At 67.4% G+C, this 25,408-nt stretch carries 21 protein-coding genes and 1 tRNA gene; 5 read left to right on the forward strand and 17 right to left on the reverse strand.

Annotated elements, in window-relative coordinates; all coding sequences use genetic code 11:
* Positions 1-82: 82 nt before the first annotated feature.
* From V3B41_RS13045 to tpiA, 3 genes are all read right to left on the reverse strand, one after another.
* Positions 83-167: transfer RNA gene (locus V3B41_RS13045), tRNA-Leu, on the reverse strand.
* Between the two features lie 51 nt (positions 168-218).
* Entirely contained in the window at positions 219-656 is a 438-nt protein-coding gene (gene secG / locus V3B41_RS13050; protein WP_049429531.1) for a preprotein translocase subunit SecG, read from the reverse strand.
* A gap of 31 nt (positions 657-687) precedes the next feature.
* Positions 688-1,443 carry a triose-phosphate isomerase gene (gene tpiA / locus V3B41_RS13055; RefSeq protein ID WP_197620720.1) on the reverse strand — a complete coding sequence of 252 codons (756 nt, stop codon included), beginning with the start codon at positions 1,441-1,443 and terminating at the stop codon, positions 688-690.
* Between the two features lie 428 nt (positions 1,444-1,871).
* Here tpiA and V3B41_RS13060 point away from each other — a divergent pair, with 428 nt between their 5' ends.
* Positions 1,872-2,096 carry a hypothetical protein gene (locus tag V3B41_RS13060; protein ID WP_152906583.1) on the forward strand — a complete coding sequence of 75 codons (225 nt, stop codon included), beginning with the start codon at positions 1,872-1,874 and terminating at the stop codon, positions 2,094-2,096.
* Here the strand turns inward: V3B41_RS13060 and V3B41_RS13065 are convergent.
* Positions 2,083-3,063 (reverse strand): 2-oxoglutarate and iron-dependent oxygenase domain-containing protein, encoded by a 981-nt coding sequence (locus V3B41_RS13065; RefSeq protein WP_049429529.1) that lies wholly within the window; start codon positions 3,061-3,063, stop codon positions 2,083-2,085. The genes V3B41_RS13060 and V3B41_RS13065 overlap by 14 nt on opposite strands.
* Positions 3,064-3,209: 146 nt before the next feature.
* On the opposite strand from V3B41_RS13065, the gene V3B41_RS13070 reads away from it, so the two are divergent.
* Genes V3B41_RS13070 through V3B41_RS13080 form a run of 3 tightly spaced genes read left to right on the forward strand, consistent with a single transcriptional unit; the run spans position 3,210 to position 7,103 of the window.
* The gene (locus V3B41_RS13070) at positions 3,210-5,087 is read left to right on the forward strand and encodes a sulfatase-like hydrolase/transferase (RefSeq protein ID WP_197620073.1); all 1,878 of its coding nucleotides are present in this window, start codon (positions 3,210-3,212) and stop codon (positions 5,085-5,087) included.
* Between the two features lie 20 nt (positions 5,088-5,107).
* The gene (locus tag V3B41_RS13075; protein ID WP_049429527.1) at positions 5,108-6,253 is read left to right on the forward strand and encodes a glycosyltransferase family 4 protein; all 1,146 of its coding nucleotides are present in this window, start codon (positions 5,108-5,110) and stop codon (positions 6,251-6,253) included.
* On the forward strand, positions 6,246-7,103 hold the full coding sequence (locus tag V3B41_RS13080; protein WP_049429526.1) for a polysaccharide deacetylase family protein: 858 nt from the start codon (positions 6,246-6,248) through the stop codon (positions 7,101-7,103). The genes V3B41_RS13075 and V3B41_RS13080 overlap by 8 nt, the downstream gene beginning before the upstream one ends.
* An 80-nt stretch (positions 7,104-7,183) precedes the next feature.
* Here V3B41_RS13080 and glmM read toward each other — a convergent pair whose 3' ends face one another.
* From glmM to trpB, 5 genes are all read right to left on the reverse strand, one after another.
* Positions 7,184-8,545, reverse strand: coding sequence for a phosphoglucosamine mutase (gene glmM / locus V3B41_RS13085; RefSeq protein ID WP_049429525.1), 1,362 nt, complete (start codon positions 8,543-8,545; stop codon positions 7,184-7,186).
* Complete coding sequence (accD, locus tag V3B41_RS13090; protein WP_295549140.1) at positions 8,545-9,420, reverse strand: acetyl-CoA carboxylase, carboxyltransferase subunit beta; 876 nt, start codon at positions 9,418-9,420, stop codon at positions 8,545-8,547. Before accD ends, glmM begins: the two co-directional genes overlap by 1 nt.
* A gap of 207 nt (positions 9,421-9,627) precedes the next feature.
* Positions 9,628-10,437, reverse strand: coding sequence for a tryptophan synthase subunit alpha (gene trpA / locus V3B41_RS13095; protein ID WP_197633544.1), 810 nt, complete (start codon positions 10,435-10,437; stop codon positions 9,628-9,630).
* Position 10,438: 1 nt separating this feature from the next.
* The gene (locus V3B41_RS13100) at positions 10,439-11,119 is read right to left on the reverse strand and encodes a hypothetical protein (protein WP_295549142.1); all 681 of its coding nucleotides are present in this window, start codon (positions 11,117-11,119) and stop codon (positions 10,439-10,441) included.
* Positions 11,116-12,333 carry a tryptophan synthase subunit beta gene (gene trpB, locus V3B41_RS13105; RefSeq protein WP_049429522.1) on the reverse strand — a complete coding sequence of 406 codons (1,218 nt, stop codon included), beginning with the start codon at positions 12,331-12,333 and terminating at the stop codon, positions 11,116-11,118. Before trpB ends, V3B41_RS13100 begins: the two co-directional genes overlap by 4 nt.
* 96 nt (positions 12,334-12,429) lie before the next feature.
* Between trpB and V3B41_RS13110 the strand changes: the two genes are divergently transcribed.
* Entirely contained in the window at positions 12,430-13,317 is an 888-nt protein-coding gene (locus tag V3B41_RS13110; protein ID WP_197620070.1) for a LysR family transcriptional regulator, read from the forward strand.
* 71 nt (positions 13,318-13,388) lie between these two features.
* On the opposite strand, the gene V3B41_RS13115 is transcribed toward V3B41_RS13110, so the two are convergent.
* The 8 genes from V3B41_RS13115 to V3B41_RS13150 form a co-directional block, all read right to left on the reverse strand.
* The gene (locus V3B41_RS13115) at positions 13,389-14,498 is read right to left on the reverse strand and encodes a toxic anion resistance protein (protein ID WP_049429520.1); all 1,110 of its coding nucleotides are present in this window, start codon (positions 14,496-14,498) and stop codon (positions 13,389-13,391) included.
* Positions 14,499-14,542: 44 nt separating this feature from the next.
* Positions 14,543-15,250, reverse strand: a complete 708-nt coding sequence (locus V3B41_RS13120) for a hypothetical protein (protein WP_049429519.1) — start codon at positions 15,248-15,250, stop codon at positions 14,543-14,545.
* On the reverse strand, positions 15,247-20,634 hold the full coding sequence (locus tag V3B41_RS13125) for a DNA repair ATPase (RefSeq protein ID WP_329861343.1): 5,388 nt from the start codon (positions 20,632-20,634) through the stop codon (positions 15,247-15,249). The genes V3B41_RS13120 and V3B41_RS13125 overlap by 4 nt, the downstream gene beginning before the upstream one ends.
* 84 nt (positions 20,635-20,718) lie before the next feature.
* Positions 20,719-22,737 (reverse strand): hypothetical protein, encoded by a 2,019-nt coding sequence (locus V3B41_RS13130; RefSeq protein WP_180852598.1) that lies wholly within the window; start codon positions 22,735-22,737, stop codon positions 20,719-20,721.
* Positions 22,737-23,408: a hypothetical protein gene (locus V3B41_RS13135; protein WP_329861345.1), complete on the reverse strand. Its 672-nt coding sequence runs from the start codon at positions 23,406-23,408 to the stop codon at positions 22,737-22,739. The genes V3B41_RS13130 and V3B41_RS13135 overlap by 1 nt, the downstream gene beginning before the upstream one ends.
* 168 nt (positions 23,409-23,576) lie before the next feature.
* Complete coding sequence (locus V3B41_RS13140; RefSeq protein ID WP_049429515.1) at positions 23,577-24,233, reverse strand: phosphoribosylanthranilate isomerase; 657 nt, start codon at positions 24,231-24,233, stop codon at positions 23,577-23,579.
* Positions 24,230-25,000, reverse strand: coding sequence for a tRNA pseudouridine(38-40) synthase TruA (gene truA, locus V3B41_RS13145; RefSeq protein ID WP_049429514.1), 771 nt, complete (start codon positions 24,998-25,000; stop codon positions 24,230-24,232). The genes V3B41_RS13140 and truA overlap by 4 nt, the downstream gene beginning before the upstream one ends.
* Positions 25,001-25,032: 32 nt before the next feature.
* Complete coding sequence (locus V3B41_RS13150) at positions 25,033-25,395, reverse strand: VOC family protein (protein WP_049429540.1); 363 nt, start codon at positions 25,393-25,395, stop codon at positions 25,033-25,035.
* Positions 25,396-25,408 lie beyond the last annotated feature (13 nt).

Raw genomic sequence — 25,408 nt, forward strand, 5'->3', positions numbered from 1 at the left:
CCTGCAGGCGCTTTGGCATGGGGGAGTGGACGGGAATCTACCTGGCGCCTTGCGCGCCAGGCGAACCCGCTTTACTTACAAATGGTGCCCAAGAGGGGACTCGAACCCCTACGACCTAAGTCGCTACCACCTCAAGGTAGTGCGTCTACCAATTCCGCCACCTGGGCAAACGATCACATCAGACTATCTTCCCGATGCGCCGCGTATTGTAACCGGCTTCAGTGTTTCTGGGAGCCTTCCGAAGGCTTTTCTTCACCAGAAACCGAAGATTCCGCCTGAGCCGGCACATTCGCGGCCGGAACCGGGGCTGCCGGGACCGCATCGGCCTTCGGAACGGCCGGCAATTCGCCTGCCGGAGCCGCCGGAGCAGTCACCGCCGGGGCGGACATCAAGCCCAGATCCTGGTCGGCCGCCGGACGGCTGCCATGACCGGCATACCAGGCCATGAAGAGACTGATGCCGAAGAACACGACAGCCAGCCACTTGGTCGACTTGGACAGGAAGTTCGAGGCGCCACGCGCACCGAACACCGTACCCGAGGCGCCGGCACCAAAGCCCGAACCCGCCGCCGCACCCGAGCCACGCTGCATCAGGATCAGCGCGATCATGGCCACAGCGACCAGCACGTAGACGACATTGAGGATCAACATCAGCATTGGAAACCGCCCTCGGACAATACTTCTAGGATTAGTTCGCGGCCGCCGCCCTTGCGATGGCCAGGAAGTCCGCGGCCACCAGGGAGGCGCCGCCGACCAGCCCACCATCGACATCCGGCTGCGCGAACAGTTCCCCGGCATTGTCGGGCTTCACGCTACCGCCGTAAACAATGGGCAGTGAATCAGCGATTCTAGCATCGATGCGCGCGACTTCGCCACGGATGAACGCGTGCACCTGCTGTGCCTGCTCCTTGCTGGCGGTACGGCCGGTACCGATGGCCCAGACCGGCTCATAGGCAACCACCGCCTGGGCAAAGCCGGCGGCACCCACCAGCTCCAGCACCGGTGCCAGCTGGCTGGCGATGACCGCCTCGGTCTGCCCCGCTTCGCGCTGCTCCAGGGTCTCACCCACGCACAGCACCGGCACCAGGCCGGCATGCAGGGCCGCGGCGAACTTGCGTGCGACCAGTTCGCTGCTTTCATGGTGGTACTGGCGGCGCTCGGAGTGGCCGACCAGGCCATAGCGGGCCCCGACCTCGTGCAGCATGGCGGCACAGACCTCGCCGGTGTAGGCGCCCTTCTCGTTGCTGCTCACGTCCTGGGCACCGAACACCAGGCCGGTGTCACCAAAGTCCTCGACCAGTTCACCCAGATACGGCAGCGGCGGCAGGATCACCACGTCCACCCCGTCCAGCGGCAGCCCGGCGGCCACCTGCCCCAGCAGTTCATTGGCGAATTGACGGCTGCCATGCAGCTTCCAGTTTCCGGCGACGATCTTGCGGCGCATGAGCGGGTGGCTCCTGTGTGAAGTCAGCCGGTCATGATACCCGTTACGGCAAAAATCCGTTTCCGTGTAAGCGGTTACATGGATTTTCAGCCAACGGCGCAGCCCTTCGTGGCGGGGTGGGGTTGGTCGAGGAGAGCCCCGGTTGGATTGGTGGGCTTGGCCGGGGGGGGGGGGGGGGGGGGGGGGGGGGGGGGGGGGCGCCCGCCGGGGGGGGGGGGGGGGGGGCGCGCCCCCCCCCCCCCCCCCCCCCCCCCCCCCCCCCCCCCCCCCCCCCCCCGGCCCCTGACACATTCCGGCGGTTCCGCCCGCCACGGAAAGAAAAAGAAGATCAAAAGCAAAAGCGGCATTCCGGGTGGCTGCCGGGTTGGACCAGCCCCCTACCCCGCTTCGATCTGACAGATCTCAACCACGCATGGCGTGGATCTACCGTGCCGACCAAGGTCGACACCTACCGGAAATCACGATTTGCCAACCGTCACCGGGAAACTGTCGAAGGCGCAGAAATCCAGAGCCGCTTTGGCTTTGGCTTTGGCCTCTGCGGGTGCAGGGTGCAACCCTGCCGAACACCCTCCGCTGCGCTCGCCGGGCATGGCCCTGCGCTACCCGTAATGAAAAAGCCGCCTTTCGGCGGCTTCTTCATTATTTCAGCTTGATCTCGCGCAGGCGTTCCTCGAGGAAGCCGTGGGCGGTGATCGGCTCCGGGTACCGGCTCGGGTTCTCCGGGGTGATGCAGGACGGCAGCACGTCGATCAGGAAATCCGGGTTCGGGTGCAGGAAGAACGGCACCGAGTAGCGCGGCTGGCGGGCCAGCTCGCCCGGGGGGTTGACCACGCGGTGGATGGTCGACGGGTACACATGGTTGGTCAGGCGCTGCAGCATGTCGCCGATGTTGACCACGATGGTGTCCGCGTCCGAGGTGAACGGCACCCACTCACCATCATGCGACTGCACTTCCAGGCCCGCGGCACTGGCACCGACCAGCAGAGTGATGAAGTTGATGTCGCCATGGGCGCCGGCACGCACGTTCGGAATGTCGTCGGTGGTGATCGGCGGGTAATGGATCGGGCGCAGGATCGAATTACCGAAGTTGGTCTTGTCGGCGAAGAAGTCCTCCGGCAGGCCAATGTGCAGGGCCAGCGCCGACAGCACGCGCGAGCCCAGGTTGTCCAGCGCCTGGTACAGGCCGTAGCCGCGCTCACGGAAGCCCTCGACCTCGGTCGGCCACAGGTTCGGCGCCATCACGTCACGGTACTTGGAGTCATCGGCGATCTCGCGACCGATGTGCCAGAACTCCTTCAGGTCGAAGTGCTTGGAGCCCTTGGCGGTTTCCACGCCGAACGGGGTGTAGCCGCGGGCGCCGCCGCTGCCAGCCACGTGGTACTTGCGCTTGACCTCGTCCGGCAGGGCGAAGAAGGCCTTGAAGACATCGTAGGCCGCGTCGATGTCGGCCTGCGGGATGCCGTGGTTGCGGATGCCCGCGAATCCCCATTGGCGGTAGGCCGCGCCCAGCTCGGCCACGAAGGCCTCGCGGTCGCTGTCGAAACGGGTGATGTCGAGGGTGGGGATCTGGCTCACAGCGATTCCTGGCTTGTCATTGGGTCTGGGGGCCCGCGTATTCATGGCCCGCCTGAACATTGTGCCAGATCGCCCGGGGGACGCCACTCGATACGAAGAAACAAACCGATACAATGCGCGACCCGCGCGCGGATTAACGCTTCCGTCACGTTGGGCCCGACCCTTTGCCCGCTCCTTGAATCCGCCCCGCCATGTCCGCAGCCGCCCCTGCCGCACCCGCCCTTGAAGGTTCCACCCGGCGTTGGCGCCGGCTGGCCTGGTGGTCGCTGTTCGTCGCCGGCAATGCGGCCCTGGCTGCGGCGATCACACTGGGCAACGTGCCGCTGCGGGACAATCCAGGCGGCAGCGCGGGCCTGGCCTACCTCGCGATCGCCCTGCCCGGCCACCTGCTCGCGTTCGGCGCGCTGGCCGGCCTGCTGCCGTTGCTGCTGGGGCTGTGGCCACGCACTGCCCGTACGCTGAGCATCAGCGCCGTTCTCCTGCAGGGCCTGTGGCTGTGCCTGCTGCTGGTCGACGCCAAGGTGTTCACCCTGTACCGCTTCCACCTCAACGCCATGGTCATCAATATGGTGTTCGGCGGCGCCCTGCAGGACCAGGTCGCCCTGTCCTGGAAGACCTGGCTGCAGGTCGCGCTGCTGGTCGCCGCGGTCTTTGCCGCCGAAGGCCTGCTGGCCTGGGCGTGCTGGAAGCTGCTGCCGGCAGCGCCGCGCCGGCGACGGGTGCTGCAGACGTGGGCAGCGGTCGCGCTTCTGATGGCTGGCGGCCAGGTCGCCACCGCCTACTACGACGCCCGCGGCGACCGCGATGTGATCGGGCAGTGGAACTACCTGCCGTGGGCGCAACCGATCACCGCCAAGAGCTTCATGCGGCGCCTGGGCGTGGTCAGCCAGCAGCAGGCCGGCCTGCCCGACCCGCGGCATGCGCAGCTGCAGTACCCACTGCACCCGCTGCGCTGCCAGAACCCGCATCGTCCCAATGTGCTGATGGTGGTGCTGGAATCGCTGCGCCAGGACGTGCTGACACCGCAGCTGATGCCCAACACGTCGGCGCTGGCGCAGGACGCGCGCGTGTTCGACCACCACTTCAGCACCGGCAATGCCACCCGCTACGGCCTGTTCGGGCTGCTGTACGGCCTGCCCGGTGGTTACTGGCCAAGCATGCTCGACGAGCAGCGCGGCTCGCAGCTGTTCCAGGTGCTGGGCCAGCAGGGCTACGACCTGCACCTGTACGGCAGTGCGCCGTTGTACAGCCCGGAATTCGATCGCACGGCATTCGCCGATGTGCGCGACCAGCTGCACCAGGGGCCATCGGCACTGAAGTCCGACGGCCGCGACCGCGCGATCATCAGTGCACTGCAGCAGGACATCCGCGCCAGCCAGGCGGCGCAGCGCCCGTGGTTCGGCTTCGTGTTCCTCGACTCCACCCACGCGCCCTACCACATGCCCGACGGTTACCCGCCAGTGGCGACGCCGATGGCCGCGGACATCGACTTCCTCAAATTCGGCCCGGAGCATGACCCTACGCCGGAACTCAACCGCTACCGCACCGCGGTGCACTACGCAGACAGCCTGATCGGCTCGCTGCTGGACGACCTGCGCGCACAGGGCCTGGCCGAGGACACCATCGTGCTGGTCACCGGCGACCATGCCGAAGAGTTCAACGACCTCAAGCTGAACTATTGGGGCCACAACGGCAACTTCTCCGACTACCAGCTGCAGGTCCCGTTCGTGCTGCACTGGCCCGGCCAGGGCAGCGGCCGCGAAGCACGCATCAGTTCGCATGAGGACTGGGTACCGACCCTGATGCGCCATGCCCTGGGCTGCGAGAACGCACTGGGCGACTTCAGCACCGGCCAGGATCTGCTGGCCGAACCGCAGGGCCCGCGTGCCCTGGTGGTCGAAAGCTGGTCGCAGCGCGCGATACGCCATGGCGAGGCGATCTACGTGTTCGACAAGTTCGGCAACGCCACAGCCCTGGACCGGCACTACCTCCCGCTGCCCCAGCAGGCCCCTGATGCGGCTGCCGTACGCACTGCATGGGAAGCGTTGACCCGCTTCCGCAACCGCTGACCTTCAAGGATCGATCCCGCATGAACCGTCCGCTGCGCATCCTGCACACCGAAGCCGCCAAGGGAATGGGCGGACAGGAGATCTACATCTTTCGCCACATGCAGGTGATGCGCGCGCGTGGCCATGAGGTGGCGCTGCTGTGCCAGCCCGAAGCGCGACTGGCCAAGCTGGCCCGCGACGACGGTTTCACCGTGCACACCCTGCGCATGGGCGGCCTGCTGCGCCTGCTGCGCGGCATCTGGTCAGTCTCGCGCCTGGTGCGGCGCGAGCGCTACGATGTGGTCAACACCACCAGCCGCCGTGACACGTTGATCGCCGCCGCCGGCGCACGCCTGGGCGGCACGCCGCTGGTAGTACGCTCGCGCCACCTGATGAGCCCGGTCAACTCGCTGCTGACCTATACCGGCCTGCCGCACCGGGTGCTGACCGTCAGCAGCTTCGTCAAGCAGCTGCTGGCCGAGCGCGGCATTGCGGCCGAGCACATCGGCATCGTGCCGCCAATGGCAGTCCCGCCGCGCTGGAGCGAGATCCGCAAGGCCGATCCCTGGCAATGCCTGCAGGAGGTGCGCGCGGAAGTGCGCGCCGAGCTCGGCTTCGGCGAACAGGACATCGTGGTCGGCTGCGTGGCGGTGCTGCGCGAACCCAAGGGTCATGCCGACCTCCTGCAGGCGATGGTGCCGCTGTGCAGGACGCATCCGAACCTGCATCTGGTGGTGATCGGCGATGGCCAGCCGGTCATGGATCGGCTGCAGGCGCTGCGCGACGAGCACGGGCTGCAGCAGCAGGTCCACCTGCTCGGCTATCGTGACGGCGCGTGCCGGCTGATGGCCGGCTTCGACATCTTCGCGCTGGCTTCGCACAAGGAAGCGGCCGGCACCGTGTTCCTGGAGGCCGCCTATGTCGGGGTGCCGATCGTGGCCACGCGCGTGGGTGGCGTGCCGGAGATGGTGGTCGATGGCAGCAATGCCATCCTCACCCGATTGGGCGACAATGCAGCCCTGACAGGCGCACTGCGCCTGCTGGTGGAAGATCCGGAACGGCGGCGGCAGATGGGCCGCGCCGGGTGGGACTGGATGCACGGCGCGCACCGGTTCACCCCCGATGGCCACGGTGAGACCACCGAACACTACTACCGCCAGTGGCTGAGGGAGCTGGGACATGGCTGATGCCCGAACCGTACCGGTGCTCATGCACCACCACGTCAGTCCGTCGCCGGGCATGATCACCGTGTCACCGGAGAATTTCGAAAGCCAGATCGCCTGGTTGGCCGGCAACGGCTGGACTTCGCTGACACTGGACCAGTACGCCGGCTTCCTGGCCGGCAAGCCGGTGCCGCGCAAGTCGATCGTGATCACCTTCGACGATGGCTACCTGGACAACTGGGTATATGCGCACCCGATCCTGCAGAAGTACGGCATGCACGCAGTGGTGTTCGTGGTCACCGGCTGGATGGGCGAAGGCTCGGAGCGGCCCCATGCGGGGCTTGCTGGGGCAGTGCTGCCTGCCACGCCGGACCACCGCGGCTGCGAAGCGGCGATCTACGAGCATAACCGCAGCGACGACGTGATGATGCGCTGGAGCGAAGCGCGCGCGGCCATCGCCGCCGGCACCTTCGAAGTGCATTGCCACACCCATACCCACACCCGCTGGCTGCGCCGCGATGACCTGGACCGCGCACAGCGCCGTGCGGGCCTGAGCCACGATCTGGCAGTCTCGCGCGAAGTCCTGCGGGACAAGCTCGGCGAGGTGTCCGATACGTTGTGCTGGCCTTATGGCGATTTCGACCAGGACCACATCGAGGTGGCACGCGAGCACGGCTTCCGCTACCTGCACACCACCCACCCGTTCGGCCGCAACGTTGTGGGCGGCGATCCGGAACGCATCTACCGCTTCGCGATCCGCAACCGCCCTGCGAGCTGGTTGCGCAAGCGCATCGCCCAGAGCTACAGCCCCCTGATCGCGCCGCTGTTCAATGGTTTCAAGGCGCGGCAGAAGAAGATGGTGCCGGGGCCGTGAGCCTCGCGCAGCCCTGCCGCCTGAACGAAAAACGCCCCGACTTTACGGGGCGTTCTTGTTTGGGCCAATGCACAGCTGCCTCAGGCAGCGGCTTCGCGCACCGCTGCAGACAGCCGATCCAGCGTTTCCTGCATCAGCGTGGCGTCATCGGCCTCCACGGTAACCCGCACCACCGGCTCGGTACCGGACGGGCGCAGGAACGCGCGACCGCGACCGGCCACCGACTGCTGCGCGGCCGCCAGCGCGGCCTGCACGCTGTCGGCCTGCACCGTGGCCTTGGCCGAGACATTGCCCAACCGCACGTTGACCGTCTTCTGTGGTACCCGCTCCAGTCCCTTCAGCGCCTGGCGCAGGGTCTGGCCGCTGTTGCGCAGTGCCACCAGCAACTGCAGCGCGCTCACGATGCCATCCCCCGTGGTGGCCCGGTCCAGGCACAGCAGGTGGCCGGAGGCTTCGCCACCAAGCACCCCACCACCTTCCACCAGCGCCTGGTGCACGTAACGATCACCAACGTTGCTGCGCACGAACGGTATCTGCAGGTCGGCGAACGCCTTCTCCACGCCGTAATTGCTCATCAGCGTACCGACCACCGGGCCGCGCAGGCGGCCTTCGGCCTTCCACGCACGGGCCAGGATGTACAGCAGGTCATCGCCGTCCACCGGGTTGCCCTGGTCGTCAGCCATCAGCACGCGATCGCCATCACCGTCGAACGCGATGCCGAGATCGGCACGCGTCTCGCGGACCTTGGCCGCCAGGTTGTCGATATGGGTGGAACCGACGCCGGCGTTGATGTTCACGCCATTGGGCTCGGCACCGATGCCGATCACCTCGGCACCCAGTTCGCGGAACAGCAGCGGCGCGATCTGGTAGGTGGCACCGTGCGCGCAATCCAGCACCAGGCGCAGGCCACGCAGGTCGAATGTGCGCGGCACGCTGGCCTTGCAGAACTCGATGTAGCGGCCGACCGCCTCGCGCGCGCGCGATGCCTTGCCCAGTTTTTCCGACTCAACGGTGGTGAACGGAACGTCCAGTGCCGCTTCCAGGGCCAGTTCGGTGGCATCGTCGAGCTTCTCGCCCTGGGCGGAGAAGAACTTGATGCCGTTGTCGTAATGCGGATTGTGCGAGGCACTGATGACGATGCCGGCGTCCACGCCCAGCGTGCGGGTCAGGAACGCCACTGCCGGCGTCGGCATCGGTCCCAGCAGCTGCACATCGGCACCGGCAGCGACCAGGCCGGCCTCCAGCGCCGCCTCGAACATGTAGCCGGAAATGCGGGTGTCCTTGCCGATCACCACGATCGGTCGGCGCCCGTCCTGGCCGCGCTGGGCCACCAGGACACGGCCCAGGGCATTGCCCAGCCGCAGCACGAAGTCCGCCGAGATCACGCCCTGGCCGACCCGTCCGCGGATGCCGTCAGTACCGAAGTACTTGCGGCCTCCCATCAAGCCACCTCCGGCGCCGGCTGGCGACCCAGCATGGCCAGCAGATCGGACAGGCGGTCACGCATCTCGCGGCGGTCGCAGATCTGGTCGATGGCACCGTGCTCCAGCAGGAACTCCGAACGCTGGAAGCCTTCCGGCAGCTTCTCGCGCACGGTCTGCTCGATCACGCGCGGGCCGGCAAAGCCGATCAGCGCCTGCGGTTCGGCGATGTTGATGTCGCCCAGCATTGCGAAGGAGGCCGACACGCCACCGGTGGTCGGGTGGGTCAGCACCGAGATGTACGGCAGGCCAGCTTCGCGCAGCTTGCCCAGCGCGGCCGAGGTCTTGGCCATCTGCATCAGCGAGAACAGGCCTTCCTGCATGCGCGCGCCGCCGCTCTGCGAGAAGCACACGTAAGGCGCACCGATCTCCACTGCGATTTCAGCAGCCAGCGCGAAACGCTCACCCACCACCGAGCCCATCGAGCCGCCCATGAAGGCGAAATCGAACGACGAGGCGACCAACGCACGGCCCTTGAGCAGGCCGCGCATGGCGATCAGCGCGTCGTACTCACCCGTGTTCTTCTGCGCGATCTTGATGCGCTCGCTGTACTTCTTCTGGTCCTTGAACTTGAGCAGGTCAGTCGGCCCCAGGCGCGCACCGATCTCGGTGGTGCTGTCGGCGTCGAACAGGGCGGCCAGGCGCGCGCGCGCGCGGATCGCCATGTGATGGCCGCACTTCGGGCAGACCTCCAGGTTTTCTTCCAGTTCCGGACGGTACAACGCGCTGCCGCAGTTGCTGCACTTTTCCCACAGGCCCTCGGGGACACTGCGCTTCTTGCTGGGGGTGTTGTCGGTGCGGATGCCGGACGGCATCAACTTGCTGAGCCAACTCATGCGGGAGGACACTTCCGTTCAGGGCGGCCCGGGGGCCGCAAAGGCGGACAGTCTAGCTCCGCTTTCCCTGCCCGTGCACCCCCTTGCCGGGCATGGGGGTGCTGGAAAAAACCATGCTGGGACGTACGTTTAGGTGCTGGGTAGCACCGGGCCATGCCCGGCGGATGTCCCGCCTGCCGCACCGCCGGGCGTGGCCCGGCGCTACCATTACGCGTCCAGCGCCTGGCGCAACGGGGCCAGGAAGGTCCGAGCGCGCAGGGCTGCGTCTTCGGCCGAATCCGCTTCGGCCAGCGCCGCCACCAGCGCGCTGCCCACCACCACGCCGTCGGCCTGGCGGGCCATGGCCGCGGCACTGTCGGCATCCTTGATGCCGAAGCCGGCCACCACCGGCACCGAGGCGCGCGCGCGCAGCGCCTGCAGACGGGCACTGGCGGCATCACTGTCCAGGCGCTCGGAAGCGCCGGTGACACCGGCAAAGCTGACGTAATAGAGATAGCCACGCGCCAGCGCCAGCAGCTTGTCGGCACGCGCCTCGCTGGTGGTCGGCGAGGCCAGCAGCACCAGCGCCAGGCCGGCTGCATCGAAGGCCTGCTGCGCTTCACCGGCTTCTTCCGGTGGCAGGTCGACCAGCAGCACACCATCCACACCGGCCTCCACGGCCGCCTTGGCGAAGGCCGCGTAGCCGTGGATCTCCACCGGGTTCAGGTAGCCCATCAGTACCACCGGCGTGTGCGCGTCACGCTCGCGGAACTGCGCCACGGCCTGCAGCACGTAGCGGCTGCCGGCTCCCCGCGCCAGCGCGCGTTCGGAGCTGCGCTGGATGGTCGGGCCGTCGGCCATGGGATCAGAGAACGGCACGCCCAGCTCGATCACATCGGCACCGGCCTCGACCAGCGCATGCATGACCGGCACAGTGGCCTCCAAGGAGGGATCACCGGCGGTGACGAAGGGGATAAGTGCCTTGCGCTGCTGCTCGCGCAGGCGCTGGAAACAGGCATCGAGTCGGGATACAGGCATCTCAGGCACATCCTTCAATCAGTTCAATCGCATCACTGGTCCCCCAGTACATCCGGGTGACCTTCCCTTCATACAGTTCCAGGCGGATGCCCAGGTCCGAACCCGGATCCTGCCAGGTGAGGTACTCAGCCTGGTCACCGTCGTAGGCATGCGGGCTGGATACCGGCGGCTTCGGGAACAGGGCCATGGCCTGGGCACGGGTCATGCCGATGCGCAGGCCGAACGGACCGGGCTGTTCAACCGGCAGCTCCGGGTCGTCGCCCGGCTTCAGGTCAAAACGGACCACGCGGTCGTCGTTGGTCATCATCGACACGCCCGGCGGCAGCCCCCTGCCGTCGTAGTACTCGCAGTCGCCTTCGAAGAACTCTTTCGCGCCCTGTGCCTGCCAAGGTCCCAGTGACTTCAGGTCCCCCATATGCTGGCCAACCAGCACGTCACCGGCGTGGTCCAGCGCCACCGACGCCACCGCCGGCGCGTCATCGCTGTTCGTCTCCTCTTCGGAGGGCGGATCGACGATCGGCGTACGCGCCATCGGATCCAGGTCATCATTGGCGGCCGGCTGCTGTGCGGGCTGCGTGGTGGCCTTGGCAGCCGGCGCAAGCACTGGTGGTTCCGGCGGCTGGCACGCGGCCAGGCCCAGTGCCAGCAGAAGCACGCCGCTGTTCCGCAGCAGCGCGCTCACAGTACCAGCCCTTCGCGCGCGGCAATTGTATGCACGTCCTTGTCACCACGGCCGGACAGATTGCAGAGAACGATCTGGTCGTGCGGACGCTCACGCGCCAGCTTGATCGCCTGCGCCAGCGCGTGGCTGGACTCCAGCGCCGGCAGGATGCCTTCGGTGTGGGCCAGCAGATGGAATGCCTGCAGCGCTTCCTCGTCAGTGATGCCGAGATAGCGTGCGCGACCGGTATCGGCCAGGAACGCGTGCTCCGGACCGACGCCAGGATAGTCCAGGCCTGCCGACACCGAATGGGTCTCGATGATCTGGCCGTCGTCATCGCACAGCACATAGGTGCGGTTGCCGTGCAGCACGCCCGGGCGACCGGCAGCGATCGAGGCGGCGTGACGGCCGGTGCTGATGCCATCACCTGCCGCTTCAGCGCCGACGATCTCGACCTGGCGGTCGTTGAGGAAGGCATGGAACAGGCCGATCGCGTTGCTGCCGCCGCCCACGCAGGCGGTGATCGCATCCGGCAGGCGGCCGTACTCGGCCAGCATCTGCTCGCGCGCTTCACGACCGACGATGGCATTGAAGTCACGGACCATGCGCGGATACGGATCCGGGCCGGCCACGGTGCCGATGATGTAGAACGTGTCCTGCACGTTGGTCACCCAGTCGCGCATGGCTTCGTTGAGCGCGTCCTTCAGGGTGGCCGAGCCGGAGGTGACCGGCACCACCGTCGCGCCCAGCAGCTTCATGCGGTAGACGTTGATCTTCTGCCGCTCGATGTCGGTGGCGCCCATGTACACCACGCATTCGAGGCCCAGCCGCGCTGCGACCGTGGCGCTGGCCACGCCATGCTGGCCGGCGCCGGTCTCGGCAATGATGCGCTTCTTGCCCATCCGCGCCGCCAGCAGGGCCTGGCCGATGGTGTTGTTGATCTTGTGCGCGCCGGTGTGGTTCAGGTCCTCGCGCTTGAGCAGGATCTGCGCGCCGCCGACGTGATCGCTCAGGCGCTGGGCGTGATAGATCGGGCTTGGCCGGCCCACGTAATGGGCCAGGTCGCGGTCGTAGGCCAGCTGGAATGCGGGATCCTGGCGCGCCTGGTCATAGGCCTGGGCCAGTTCCTGCAGCGGGCCGACCAGGGTTTCGGCAACGAAACTGCCGCCGTAGCGGCCGAAGTGGCCCTGGGCATCCGGGAAAGCGTGATAGTCGGCAATGGGGGAGGCAGACATGGATACGACCGGTGGTTCAGACAGGTGGATACTCTAGCGCACGGGTCGTGACCGGAAAATGGATATTATCTGGCGCATATCGTCAGGAAATCTCACGTGAGCCGTTCCCTGCTGCCTCCACTCAATGCACTGCGCGCGTTCGAGGCCACGGCCCGTCTCGGCGGCGTTGGTCGCGCCGCGCAGGACCTGCACGTCACCCATGGTGCGGTCAGTCGGCAATTGAAGCTGCTGGAGGATCACCTTGGCCTGGCCTTGTTCCAGCGGGCCGGTCGTGGCCTGCGCCTGACCGCTGCGGGCACGCGGCTGCAGGCAGCGTGCAGCGAGGCCTTCGGCGGCATCGAAGACTGCGTGCGCGAACTGCGGCGGCCGGCGGCGGCCCCGGCGCTGGTACTGGGCTGCAGCGGCAGCGTGCTGGCGCGCTGGATGATCCCGCGCCTGCCTGCGCTGCAGGCCGCCCTGCCCGGCGTGCGCCTGCAGTGGTCAGCGCTGGATGGCAGCTTCACCGAAGCACAGGCGGCACTGGATGCGGTATTGCTGCTGGCGCAGGGGCCGTGGCCGCGCGGCTGGCAGGTGCGTGAGCTGGCCCCGGAACGGGTCGGCGTGGTGGTGGCCCCCTCGCATCCGGCCGCGCAGCGCCTGCGGCATGTACCGCCCGCAGCGCTGCTTCAGGAGACGCTGCTGCACACCAGCTCGCGGCCGCAGGCGTGGCCGGCGTGGGCGCAGGCGCACGCTCTGGACCCCGCGAAGCTGCAGCTGGGGACGGCCTTCGAGCATCTGTACTACCTGCTGGAGGCAGCGGTGGCCGGGCTGGGCCCGGCGATCGCACCCGAGCCACTGGTGGCCGAGGATCTGGCCGCCGGGCGACTGGTCGCGCCGTGGGGGTTTGCCGCCACCGGTGGTTTCTGGGTGCTGGCGCGACCGGACGGACCACCTGATGCGCGCGTGGATGCGCTCGCCGACTGGCTGGGCCAGCAACTCCGCTGACAAAAAAAAGGGGACGGAGGGAATTAAGTCGCAAGTGGCACAAACGACTTAATTCCCTCCGTCCCCTTTTTTCAGCTGGCGGTCGGTGTGGCCAGGCGCTGCTGCAGGTCTTCGCGCAGGCGCGACAGCTCGACTTCGGCCTGCTGCCGCTGCTGCATCCCTTCGCGGTGGATGCTGCGCACTTCTTCCACCGTGGCGATCAGCTGGTCGTGCACATGGCGCAGCGTGGCCACGTCGATCACGCCGCGCTGGTTGCTGCGCGCGGTATCCACCGAGGCCTGGCGAAGCAGGTCGGCATTGCGACGCATCAATTCGTTGGTGGCGTCATCGATGGCCGTGGACAGTTCGACCGCAGCCTTCTGTTCGCCCAGCGAGAGCTGGATGGCGAACTGGCGCTTCCACGACGGAATGGTGATGTCGCGGACGGTGTTGAACTTCTCGATCAGCTGCAGCGCGTTGGCCTGGATCAGGCGGATCATCGGCAGCGACTGGTCGGCGGCGTGCTGCATCAGCAGCAGGTCGGACACGCGCTTCTCGATCAACCGGATCGCATTGTCGATCTCGCCCTGGCGGATGCGCTGCTGGGGGTCCTCACTGCCCTGCCCGGCCAGCTGTTCGGCCTGCAGTTCGGCCAGCCGCTGCTTGCCCGCTGCCGCATACAGGCCGAGCGCACGACGTTCTTCGCGGACGATATCGTGCATGCGGTCGAACTCCCCCACGCGCTTGCCCATCAACGCCTGCTGCACGCCGACGTCGGCCAGCAGCTGTTCGATCTGCGCGTTGGTGTCGCTGAACTTCTGCACCAGCTCGCCCTTGGAGGCGCGTATGCGGTCGATCAGACCACCTATCACCGGCACCTTCGAACGCTGGGCGAAGCCGTCCAGCTTCAGGCTGCGCGCGATGCGCACCACCTCGCCCAGCTTCTCGCCACTGGCATCCAGGTCACGATTGCGGACCTGGTCCAGCAACTGGCTGGAGAACGCGGCGGTGCGCGTGGCCGCCTCGCGGCCGAACACCTGCAGGTTGCCCGGGCGCAGATCGTCCAGTTCCAGACGGATCTCGGCGATGCGCGGCAGATCCTCGCGTACCAGTCCCAGCGCCTGCAGCGCACCTTCATCGAGCGCAGTGGCGGTGGTCGTGCCGGGTACGAGGGCACCGGGGGTCTGGCTGTCCTGGGTCATCGGGCAGTCTCCTTGCAGTTGGGTAAGCGGCAGCGGCGGCCGGCTCAAGGCAGTCTAGCCTGAGCCGCGGCCACCTCGTCATCGATCTGTGCGTGCAACGTGGCAGCCTTGCCAGCCAACGCAGCGCCCGCAGCGGCCTGGCTCGCCAGTACAGCCTGCCGCCAGGCCGGCAGCAGCACGTCATGGATGCGCGCGAAGCGTTGCAGCAGCATGTTGTCCTGGTCCTGCAGCAGCTGCGATTGGCCGGCTTCCAGGCGGTGCAGCGAGGCCAGCCGGCGAAGATGGTCCAGCCGATGCGACAGCGCGGCCTGACCGGCGCTATCCAGCGTCGTCAGCCGCGACGCAGCCAGTTCGGCCCAGCCGTCCAGCGCCGCGGCTGCGGCGGAATGCTCAACGATCGCCATGGCCCGCAGCTGCATGTGCTGCTGCAGGTGCTGAGCCTGCTCACGCGCCTGCAGGGCCAGTACGCCCAGCTGAGACTGCAGCGCGTGCCCTTCTGCTTCGCGAGCGACATCGCGCCCCAGCAGTCGCCCCCACCAGCCTTCCTGCTGCCGGATCTGCGTCGGGTTGCCGGCCTGCAAGGCCAGCGCGATGCGCGCAAGCGCAGCCACCAGGCGCTCGCCCGCATCCGGTGGCAACGGCGTTTCGCGCCGCGCCAGCGCCTGCAGCAACGGCGCACCATAGTCGGCCAGCGCAGCGACATCGACCGTATCCGGCAGCATCGGTGGCGGCAGTGGCACGCGCGTGGTCACGGCAGCGGCGGCGGCTGCGGCGTGGATGCCGGCATGCCATCGCCGTCTTCCGGTGGCAATGACTCGCCGTAGAAGTGGCGCATCAGCGCCTCATCCAGCGCCCGCTCCTCCGGCGTCGCGGCGCGGCGCACGCGCGCGCGCTGCGCCACCACAGCGCTCGGCGTGCCCCGCTCGACCTGCTGTCGCGCCCAGCCGGCGAACGCGGCCAGGGTCTGCGACACCTGCACCTGCTGCGCCTGCGATGCCGCCAGCAGCTCCACCAGTGGCGCCAGGCCCGCCTGGAGGTCTTCGGCCAGGGCCGTGGCCGGCACGCTGGGGGCTGCCGCGACCGGCGGCGGCGCAGCGGCGGGACGCGCCTCTGAAAGGCGATGCAGGGCCTCCAGCAGCGCCGGCCACGGCGCCGGGTCCGCAACGGCGATCGCTTCCGGCGCGGGCGGCGGCAACTGCAACGCGCTGGCGATGTCCGCCAACTGCGCGACCACGCGTCCACCGACATCGCTGTCGTCGGCGCCCATGGCCTTGTTGCGCAGGAAATCGCGCTTGATCTGGGCCCAGCGCTGCGACTGCACCTCATCCAGCACGCCGCGCAGTTCGGCCAGCTTCAGCAGGTTCTCCTCGGCGCCGGTGGTCAGCAGCTGCGCCTCGCCCAGGTAGTGGTCGGAGATCAGCTGCTGCAGCTCATCCTCGTTCATCACCGGCGAGATCTTCTCCGCCAGCTTGTTCATGTTGCGGTAGCTGCCCTGCAGCCGGAACGGCGGCTCGGTACGGTAACGATCGTCCTGCGCGGCACTGGCGATGTACTGCTGGTTGACCCGGTAGACCACGTCGCGAACGCGCAGCATGCGCTGCAGGGTGGCGGTGATCTCGTTGATCTCGGCACTGCTGTAGGCGTGGCTGAGGCCATTGGTGGATACGTCCTTGCCCATCGCGCGATCGACCAGCACGTACAGGTCGGCCATGTCACGCGTGGCCAGCGGCGCCAGTACCGGGTTGGAGGTCAGGCTGTTCTCGATGTAGCTGAGGGTGAACGCCGCTTCCATGCCTCCCAGCACATCGCCGAGGTTGTAGATGTCGGCGCGGTTGGCCAGCATGTCCGGAATCTTGAACACCTCACCGGACTCGGTGTACGGGTTGCCGGCCATGACCACGCAGAACTTCTTGCCACGCATGTCGTAGGTGCGGGTGCGGCCACGCCACACGCCTTCGATGCGGCGCGTGCCGTCGCACAGCGAAATGAACTTCTGCAGGAACTCGGGATGGGTGTGCTGGATGTCGTCGACATACAGCATGGTGTTGTTGCCCATCTCCAGCGCCAGGTTGAGCTTTTCCAGTTCCTGCCGCGAGGTGGCATCGGGCGCCTGTGCCGGGTCCAGCGAACGCACCTCGTGACCCAGCGCCGGGCCGTTGATCTTCATGAAGACCAGGCCCAGCCGGTGCGCCACGTATTCCATCAGCGTGGTTTTGCCGTAACCCGGGGGCGAGATCATCATCAGCAGGCCCATCAGGTCGCTGCGCTTGTTCTCGCCGACCGTGCCCATCTGCTTGGCCAGGTTGTCGCCGATCACGCCCAGGTAGACGTCGTTGATCAGCTTGTTGCGGACGAACGAAGACAGCGGCCGCGCCTTGAATTCGGACAGGCGCAGAGTCTGCCGCTCGCGGTTGATGATGCCCTGGCGCACGGTCTGGTAGGCGTGGAAATCCGGCACGAAGCGCTTGAGATGATGCTGCAGGCGCGCCAGGAAGTCATCCAGCGACAACGACAGCGAGCCGTTGTGGATGCGCGGGTGTTCGCCAAGCAGGCCCGGTACGTCCACGCGCAGCGGCGCATCGCTGGCCCGCGTGCGCAGCTGGCGCTGCACCAACAGCAGTGCAGCGGCCTCGTCCGCATAACCGGCATGCGCGGCCTGTGCAGGCAGGCCGGCCAGCGCGCGCAGCCATTGCCCGGCCAGTGCCCAGCGCGCGGCCAGCGGATCCTGCGTACGCTGCAGGGCGCGCTCCAGTGCTTCGCGCTGCCCGGCCTGGTCCAGCTGATGGGCCAGGGCCTCCAGCAGGGCCTGGGCATGCTTGCTGGTGCTGAACACGGGTTCGCCGTTGACCAGTTCTTCGCCCAGATAGGCGGCCGCCGCATCGGCGGCTTCTTCGTCGAAGGGCAATGACTGCGACTGCGAGAACGCACTCAGCGCAGCAGCCATTTCCGCGCGCAGGGCGTCACGCCCTTCGTCGGAGCCGAACAGGCGAGCGATGGTTTCCGCTCCGGCCTGGCGGCTGGGCCATTGCAGTACCGCTTCTTCGCGCTGCTGCGCCGCCCAGAACAGCAGGGCCAGCGCACGCACCTGCGGGGCGTGACGCAGCGTGCCGGCAGACCGCTGCAAGGGCAGCAGCGCGCGCAGGATCAGCGCGGCGTCGTGGTCGTGGATGCCGCGCTCGTAGCCTTCGCGATAGCGCGGCGCAGCGAAGGCACGAACGCGCTGATCCAGTGCTTCGGGTGTGGCGACATCGTGCTGCAGCTGGGCCAGGTCCAGCCCATCGTGGCCTTGCTGTGCGGCCAGCAGCAGACTGCCGGCCAGGTATTCGCCGCGGTAGATCGCATCGGATTCCGAATCCAACGTCACCGGCCAGAACGGCTTGAGTGCCTCCAGTTCCGGGTCGTGCAGGGTTTCCAGGAAGTCAGTGCCGGTCAGGTGGATGGCCAGCGTGTCGCCGCGCGGCAACAGGGTCAGGTCCAGGGCCTGGGTGTTGACGCTGAAGCGGTGGCGCGGGCCAAGCCGGACCACGTTGCCACCGGCTTCGTACAGGTCGCTGCGGTCGCGCAGCTGGCGCACGGCCTGGTCGCGCACGCCCTTCAGGCGCGCCTCGATGTCATCGGCCTTGACGTTGTCGCGCAGCGTGCGCAGCCGCTCGGCCAGCTCGCGCAGCTTGAGGATCAACGGATCGCCGGCGAAGAACGCATTGAGTTCATCGGCGGTGGCGAAACGCTCGGTGCGCTTGGCCAGTCCATCGAGGATGCGGTTGGCAGCATCCAGTACCGAACGCGCCTTGCGCTGGCGGTCGTCCAGCAGCGCCTGCTTGTGCGTTTCGAAGGCCTCGACCAGTTCTTCGCGCTTGCTGAGGATGTCGCCGAGGAACTGCTCATGCTCGCCGAACTGGCTTTCCAGTTCTTCCAGCTGCACCAGCAGGCGTGACAGCTGTTCGTCGGCCCTTTCCGGATCGTTGGCCATCGCCAGCGCGCTGGTGATGGACTGCGAGAACAACGCGAACTGGGCAGCGAACTGCGCCACGGCCTCGGCCGAACCGTGGGTACGGCGGCGCTGTTCGGCGCGGGTGCGCGCCTGGTTCAGCCGCCCGTACAGCGCGGAAATGGATTCGACCACGCGGGTGCGCGCGGTGGCATCGTCCACCTTCAGCCCGGCCATCAGTTCGGACAGCATGTCCAGGTCGGCGGCCATGGCGCGCATGCCGTCCAGCTGCTCGTCCAGCTGGCGCGCGCTGCTGGCCTGCTGGGCGGCTTCGTCCAGCGCCTGCAGGCGGCTGCCCAGTGGTGCCAGTGCGGCATCGCCGGCCAGGAATTCACCGGTTGCCGCACCGACGCGGTCCTGGGCCTGCACCAGTTCGGCAGCCATGGCCTCGATGCGCGTGGTATCGATATAGCGCAGCTCGCGGATGGTCAGCAGCCGCCCGCGCAGCGCGGTGATTTCGTTCAGCGCCTCGACGAAGGCCTGCACCTCGTTCCAGTTCTGCGGCTGCAGGCGGCCCAGCAGGGCCTTGTGCCTGGCCTCGGCGTCAACCATCGCCTGCGCCGACTGCTGGCGGATCGACTGCACCTTCTCGTATTCGTCCAGCACCGATTCGCCGGTGGCGCTGATCTGCCGCAGCAGCGCCTCGGCACCATCGCAGGCATCGTCGCCCAGCCAGTGGTGGGTGTCGAACAGGCGGCGGGTATCGGCGACCAGGCGCTGGTAGCGCTGCACCGACACGTGCTGGCCGTCGATCTCGCGCGCCAGGTTGAACAGGTTGGAGATGCCGCGCACCAGTTCGGCATTGCCGATGCGGCCCATGAAGGTATTGCCGGGCGGTCGGCTGGCAGCGAATTCGTCGCTGCTGAACGGCGTCTGCCACACCTGCATCGGATGGATGCGGGTCGGTTCGGCGCCCTCGGCATGGAACAACACCATGCGCCCATCCTGCAGGAAGGCATAGCCGTGGCCGAACACGGGGTTCTGCAGCACGCGCTGGATGGTGTTGTACACGAACAGCGCCGAGCGACCGCCCTCGCGTTCGTAGAAGATGTACAGCACGTCCTCGCCGTTGGGCGAGCGGATGCTGCGCTTGAACTGCATGCCGGCCATCGAGGCGTCGAACGCCTTGTGCTCGCCGCCCTGCAGGTAATAGCCGCCCGGGAAGATCACGCCGTGGTCTTCGGGCAGCTGCACGCAGGCCTGCACGATCGCATCGTTGCGCACGATGTCGCCGGTGATCGTGTTGTAGATCAGCCCGCGCCAGACGGTTTCGCGATAGGGCAGCACCTTCAACAGCAGCAGCGAACCGACGCGGGCGAACTCGAACTGGGCATCGTCCAGCGACTGCGTGCTGTCCTCTACCGGTTCGCTGTAGATGCCCTGCCCGGTCTCGGTGTTGTTCTCCACCTTGATGGTGAGGTCACCGCCGGTGGTTTCCACGAAAAGGGTGTCGAGGATGTTCAGGTGCGAATGGCGGCCGCTGACCGCCAGGTCACGCGTGGCCCGGGTCCATTCAAAATCGAACGGTGGCGGTAGCGCGATATCGCGTTCGCCGCGCGCGTCGAGGTAGGTCAGCTCGCCTTCGCGCGACAGCGCCCAGCGGAACACGCGTACGTCGCTGCTGCGCTCGCCGATCTGGAACGAGGCCAGCAGTTTGTCGCCGACCACGATCAGCTGCAGCAGGCGCGCGTGCTTGTAGTAGGCGTACAGCTCATTGAAGTCGTGCACGAAGCCGGGCTGGTCGAGGAAGCTGCCCTTCAGCTCCAGCGCAGCGACGTCGTAGCCGTCACTGCCCTGCACCAGCCGGTACAGGCCGAACACATCCTCGATGCGGGTCTGGGTTTTCAGACCGATGAAGACGTTGTAGCCGAACAGCAGGCGGTCCGGGCCCACCTGCACGATGTCGCGGCCGACGCAGTTGTTCTCGCTGCGGATGCGGAAACGCCCGACCACTTCCAGCCGGCTGTCGCCGAACTCGGCCAGGCGCTGGCGGTTGAGCACTTCGGCCAGGGCCTGCAGGCGCTGGCCCTGCTCGGCCAGGCGGCGGCGCAGGACTTCATAGGCGCCGCCCTGGGCGACGGCCTGGTCGACGGTGTTGCCGCCGGCCTCCGCTGCGGTGGTTTCGGCGGACGGATGGGTTTCAGACATCAGCAGGCTTCCGGCTCACGGGCGAACGGCCGCATCTGCGGCCGGCGCGGGCGGGCGATGGCGGCGTGGCCATCGCCCGATGCATCAACGGGCGCTGTCGACCACGGTGGCCGACACGGTGGGCACCGCTTCGGCGTCCTCGGCGATCTGGCGCGGTGCCGGCTCGGCCACGGCCACGCCCAGGTAGCGCTGCATCAGTTCCTGCACGATCGGGCTCTTGCCAGCAAAACCCTCGATCGACTTGCCCAGCGACACCGCCTTGACCAGGTTCTCGAACATGCCGCCGTCGCCACCGACCAGGTCGATGTCGGCATTACGCAGCGCGCTGGCGATGACGTTGGCGTTCTCGCGCGAGACTTCCTTGCCGGCTTCGATCGAGGCCAGCGCCTGCTTCAGGCTGTTGTCCAGCATCATGCGGAACTCTTCGTGGCCGCGCGCCTGGTCGCTCAGCGAAGCGATCGCCTCGAACTTGCGCACCAGGCCCTCGGCCTCGGCCAGCAGCTTCTTCTGCACCACGCCGGCTTCGGCGTTGCCCAGCGATTCGGTGGCGGTGGCACGCGCCAGGCCCATCTTTTCTTCGCCCTGGGCCTGCGCCTGCAGTGTCTCGGCCAGCACCCGGGCCTCGTTGCTGCCCTGCTTCAGGCTGGCTTCGGCCTTGGCCTCGATCACGCGGGCCTCGGCAATACCGACCTTCTCGATGGCCAGCGCGGACGCTTCGCGTACCTGCGCCTCGGCCAGGCCCGGCGCCGCCTGTTCGGCCCGCAGCGCGTCGGCCAGCAGGCGCTTGGCTTCAGCCTGCTTGCCGGCCGCTTCGTGCTCGGCCTGGGCCAGCGTGGTCAGTTCAACGGCACGGTGCTTCGACGCCGTTTCGCGCGCCTGTGCTTCCTTCACTTCGCGCACCAGCGATTCCTGCGCCTTGGCCTCGGCTTCCAGGATCAGCACCTGCTTCTGGCGGTCCGCCTCGGAGACCTCGCGCACTTCCTTGATGCGCTCTTCTTCCTGGGCCACGGTCTTGTCGATGGAGATGCGTTCGCGGGTGATGTTGGCCACGTCCATCTTGCCCTGCTCGACCACCTTGTCACGTTCCACGCCCTGCAGCTGCACTTCACGGTCGGTAGTGACCTGCTCCAGCTGGCGTGCGCGCTCGACGCGCTCGGCTTCGATGGCCACCGCACGCTGGCGGTTCTGCTCGGCCACTTCCACTTCGCGCAGGCGGTTCTGGTCGCGGATCTCGATCAGCTGCTGCGCTTCGATGCGGGCGTTCTCGGACAGCTGGCGCTGCTCTTCCTGCACCTTGGCGGTCTCGGCCTCCTCGCGCGCGCGGATGGTCTCGATCTCGCGCTTCTGGCGGGCTTCCGCTTCAGCCTGCTGGCGTTCCAGCGCCAGCAGCGCCTCACGCGCTTCCACGTTCTTCTTGGTGATGGCGAGCTTCTCGTTCTGCTCCAGCTCGTTGGTCACCACGTTCTGCGCGGCGGTCAGCTCGGTGATCTTGCGGATGCCCTGCGCGTCGAGGATGTTGAACTGGTCCAGCAGCGACTTCGGCGTCTGTTCCAGATAGTCGATCGCCACGTCCTCCAGCACATAGCCGTTCAGATCGTTGCCGATGACCGCGATGATCTCGTCGCGGAACTCCTGGCGCTTCTCGAACAGCTCGGTGAAGTCGAACTTCTTGCCCACCGTCTTCAGCGCTTCGGAGAACTTGGCGTTGAACAGTTCGTCCACCGCGTGCTTGTCCGAGGCGCGGTCGGCACCGATGGCCTTGGCCACGCGCAACACGTCGGCCTGGGTCTCATTGACCCGCAGGTAGAAGGCCACGGCGATATCGGCACGCATGTTGTCGCGGCAGATCAGGCCTTCCTTGCCGCGGCGGTCGATCTGCAGGGTGATCAGGCTGATGCGCATCAGCTCGGCGCGGTACAGCACCGGGATGATCAGCGCACCGGTAAAGTGCACCTTGGGCGTGGAACTCATGTCGTTGACGATCAGGGCCACGCCCTGGTCGACCTTGCGGTAGAAGGCCTTGAACAGGCCGGCCAGGCCGAGCAGCCCGACCAGCAGGACGGCGACGCCGATCAGGAAGGGGGCCATGGTTGCCAACGTCATCAGTGATTCTCCTTGTTGCCCGGAAGCAGGTTGTCCTGGAAGTCGAGGGCGACCGCATCGGCGCGGACCACCCGGTAATGGTGTTGTGCGGCCACGTGCTCGACCAGCACGATGCGCTCGCCACGCTGCAGTTCGATGTCGCTGCGCACCTGCAGCACCAGCCCGGCGCCACCGTCATCGAAGGTGGCGTGGCCGCTGCGGGCATCCACTTTCGGCGAGGCGACCACACCGATGCGCCCCAGCAACGAGGCCTGGGCCACCGGCCGCAGGCGCAGCAGGAACCGACGGATGGGGTGCAGCAGAAGCGCGGTGACCGGCACCGCAGGCAGGGGAGCCAGCACGGCCACGACCGCGCCGATCGTCCAGCGCAGCAGGTCCGGCAACGGCAGCAGCACGAAAAGATGGATGAAATAGGTCAGCGCCCAGCCGAAGAAGCCCAGCAGCGTGACCACGACCATGACCGGCACTTCACCCAGGCCGAAGCGCTGCAGCAGGGCCGACAGGCCGCTGAGATCGTTGCCGCCGTCCAGGGCGCCATCGGCGCCAAGATCGCCGAAGCCATCGTCGACCAGGCCAAATGCGGCAAGCCCCCAATAGATCAGCGATACCGCCAGCACGATGCTGTACGGCAGGGTCGGAAAACCGAACACAACGCTGAGGAACTCCTGCATCGCTTGCCTTCCTGGGCTGTGGGCGGCGATCGCCCGTTCGGAACGCGCAGAGCGCGCCCCGTGGATCCCCGCGCCGGCCCTCATGGCTGGCGCGCTTGGGTCCATCCTATGTGAAGAATACGTGCAGGCTCAAATCCAGGTCCAGATCACGGCAAATGGTGACGCAAATCACTCCAGGACCGTGCAGTCCGCGCGGCGCACTTCCTCGACGAAGGTACGCATCTTGTAGCCGTCCTTGATGCCCGGCTCCAGTTCGATGCCGCTGGACACGTCCACGCCCCACGGCAGGGTAGCCAGCACGGCATCGTAGACGTTTTCCGGGTTCAGGCCACCGGCCAGCAGGAACGGCCGATGCAGGCCGGTCGGGATACGGCCCCAATCGAAGGCCACGCCGGTACCGCCACCGCCACCAGGGGCGTGGCTGTCGAACAGGAACCCCGCCGCGCTGGGGTAACGCAGCTGCAACGTGCGCGCATTGACCTCTTCCCGGCCCCCCATGGCAATCGCCTTCAGGTAGGGCATGTTGAAGCTGCGGCAGAAGCTCTCGTCTTCCTCGCCATGGAACTGCAGCAGGGTCGGCCGCACCGTGCGCAGCACCTCGCGCACCTCTTCCTTGCTGTTGTTGCGGAACAGGGCCACCACATCGACCATCGGCGCGATCGCCTGGCGCATCGCGCGTGCTTCGGCAGGAGCAACCCGGCGGCTGCTCTCGCGGGCAAAGATGAAACCCACTGCGTCCACGCCCAGCTCACCGGCCAGGCGGACATCGCCTGCACGGGTCATGCCACAGAACTTGATGCGCGTGCGGTAGTAGGAGCGGCTCATAGCGTGACCTCGGCGGGCAGATGCCAGTTGTCGGGGTACAGGGGCCCAAGGAACACCAGGCCCTGCGGCGGTGCGGTGGGACCGGCTACGGTGCGATCGCGCCCGGCCAGCAGTTCGGCGATCCAGTCCACCGGTTTTTCGCCGCTGCCCACCAGGATCAACGATCCGACGATATTGCGGACCATGTGATGAAGGAATGCATTGCCCTGCACGGCCACTTCAATCACCTCGCCCTGGCGGCTGACCTGCAGCGACTGCAGCTCACGCCGCGCATGCAGCGCCTGGCATTGCACGGAGCGGAATGCGCTGAAGTCGTTCTCGCCGATCAGGGCCTGGCCGGCGGCGTGCATCAGGGTCTCGTCCAGCGCCCGGCGCTCCCAGCTGAGGGTCTGCCGGTCCAGCGCTGGCCGCACCTCGCGGTTGAGCAGGCGGTAGCGGTAGCGGCGTGCGCGTGCCGAGAAGCGGGCGTGGAAGTCATCGGCCACCGGCACGCACCAGCGCACCGCGATCGAGCGCGGCAGGCGGGTGGTGGTGCCCAGCATCCAGGCGCGCGGATCGCGCACCACGTCGGTATCGAAATGCACGACCTGGCACTGGCCATGCACGCCGGCATCGGTGCGGCCGGCGCAGACCACCTGCAGCGGCGCATCGGCCACCGACGACAGGGCCTGCTCAAGGCTGGCCTGCACGCTGGGACCGCCCTCGCCCAGGTTCTGCCAGCCCCTGAAATCGCTGCCGTCGTACTCGACGCCAAGCGCGTAACGCATGTGCTACCTCGATATTGCGTATGGGGCGGCGCTCAGGCCGGATCGCGTTCGGACCAGACCGCCAGTTCGTTGCCACCGGGCTCGACGAACTGGAAGCGGCTGCCGCCGGGAAAGGAAAACACCGGCCGCACGATCTCACCGCCAGCGTTGCGCACCGCCGCTTCGACCGGCACCAGCTGGTCGGCATACAGCACCAGCAGCGGTGCGCCACTGTCGCTGGCCCGCTGGGGCTGGCCGCGGAAGAAGCCCCCTTGCAGGCGGCCATCGTCGAACGCGGTGTAGTCGCTGCCATAGTCGACGAACGACCAGCCGAACACCTTCTCGAAGAAGGCACGGCTGGCGGCCGGGTCGCTGGAGGCGAATTCAACGTAGTCGATGCGGCGCTCGCGGCTCATGGCAGGGTCCTTG

This window comes from Stenotrophomonas sp. SMYL89 (assembly GCF_036319985.1).
Lineage (GTDB): Bacteria > Pseudomonadota > Gammaproteobacteria > Xanthomonadales > Xanthomonadaceae > Stenotrophomonas > Stenotrophomonas maltophilia_Q.

Excerpts from the sequence above, each read along its gene's own strand:
- truA (WP_049429514.1), bottom strand. The coding sequence starts at position 25,000 with ATGCGTTACGCGCTTGGCGTCGAGTACGACGGCAGCGATTTCAGGGGC.
- V3B41_RS13075 (WP_049429527.1), top strand. The coding sequence starts at position 5,108 with ATGAACCGTCCGCTGCGCATCCTGCACACCGAAGCCGCCAAGGGAATG.
- glmM (WP_049429525.1), bottom strand. The coding sequence starts at position 8,545 with ATGGGAGGCCGCAAGTACTTCGGTACTGACGGCATCCGCGGACGGGTC.
- V3B41_RS13125 (WP_329861343.1), bottom strand. The coding sequence starts at position 20,634 with ATGTCTGAAACCCATCCGTCCGCCGAAACCACCGCAGCGGAGGCCGGC.
- trpA (WP_197633544.1), bottom strand. The coding sequence starts at position 10,437 with ATGCCTGTATCCCGACTCGATGCCTGTTTCCAGCGCCTGCGCGAGCAG.
- tpiA (WP_197620720.1), bottom strand. The coding sequence starts at position 1,443 with ATGCGCCGCAAGATCGTCGCCGGAAACTGGAAGCTGCATGGCAGCCGT.
- trpB (WP_049429522.1), bottom strand. The coding sequence starts at position 12,333 with ATGTCTGCCTCCCCCATTGCCGACTATCACGCTTTCCCGGATGCCCAG.
- V3B41_RS13135 (WP_329861345.1), bottom strand. The coding sequence starts at position 23,408 with ATGCAGGAGTTCCTCAGCGTTGTGTTCGGTTTTCCGACCCTGCCGTAC.
- V3B41_RS13150 (WP_049429540.1), bottom strand. The coding sequence starts at position 25,395 with ATGAGCCGCGAGCGCCGCATCGACTACGTTGAATTCGCCTCCAGCGAC.
- accD (WP_295549140.1), bottom strand. The coding sequence starts at position 9,420 with ATGAGTTGGCTCAGCAAGTTGATGCCGTCCGGCATCCGCACCGACAAC.
- V3B41_RS13140 (WP_049429515.1), bottom strand. The coding sequence starts at position 24,233 with ATGAGCCGCTCCTACTACCGCACGCGCATCAAGTTCTGTGGCATGACC.
- V3B41_RS13115 (WP_049429520.1), bottom strand. The coding sequence starts at position 14,498 with ATGACCCAGGACAGCCAGACCCCCGGTGCCCTCGTACCCGGCACGACC.
- V3B41_RS13070 (WP_197620073.1), top strand. The coding sequence starts at position 3,210 with ATGTCCGCAGCCGCCCCTGCCGCACCCGCCCTTGAAGGTTCCACCCGG.
- V3B41_RS13065 (WP_049429529.1), bottom strand. The coding sequence starts at position 3,063 with ATGAATACGCGGGCCCCCAGACCCAATGACAAGCCAGGAATCGCTGTG.
- V3B41_RS13130 (WP_180852598.1), bottom strand. The coding sequence starts at position 22,737 with ATGACGTTGGCAACCATGGCCCCCTTCCTGATCGGCGTCGCCGTCCTG.
- secG (WP_049429531.1), bottom strand. The coding sequence starts at position 656 with ATGCTGATGTTGATCCTCAATGTCGTCTACGTGCTGGTCGCTGTGGCC.
- V3B41_RS13080 (WP_049429526.1), top strand. The coding sequence starts at position 6,246 with ATGGCTGATGCCCGAACCGTACCGGTGCTCATGCACCACCACGTCAGT.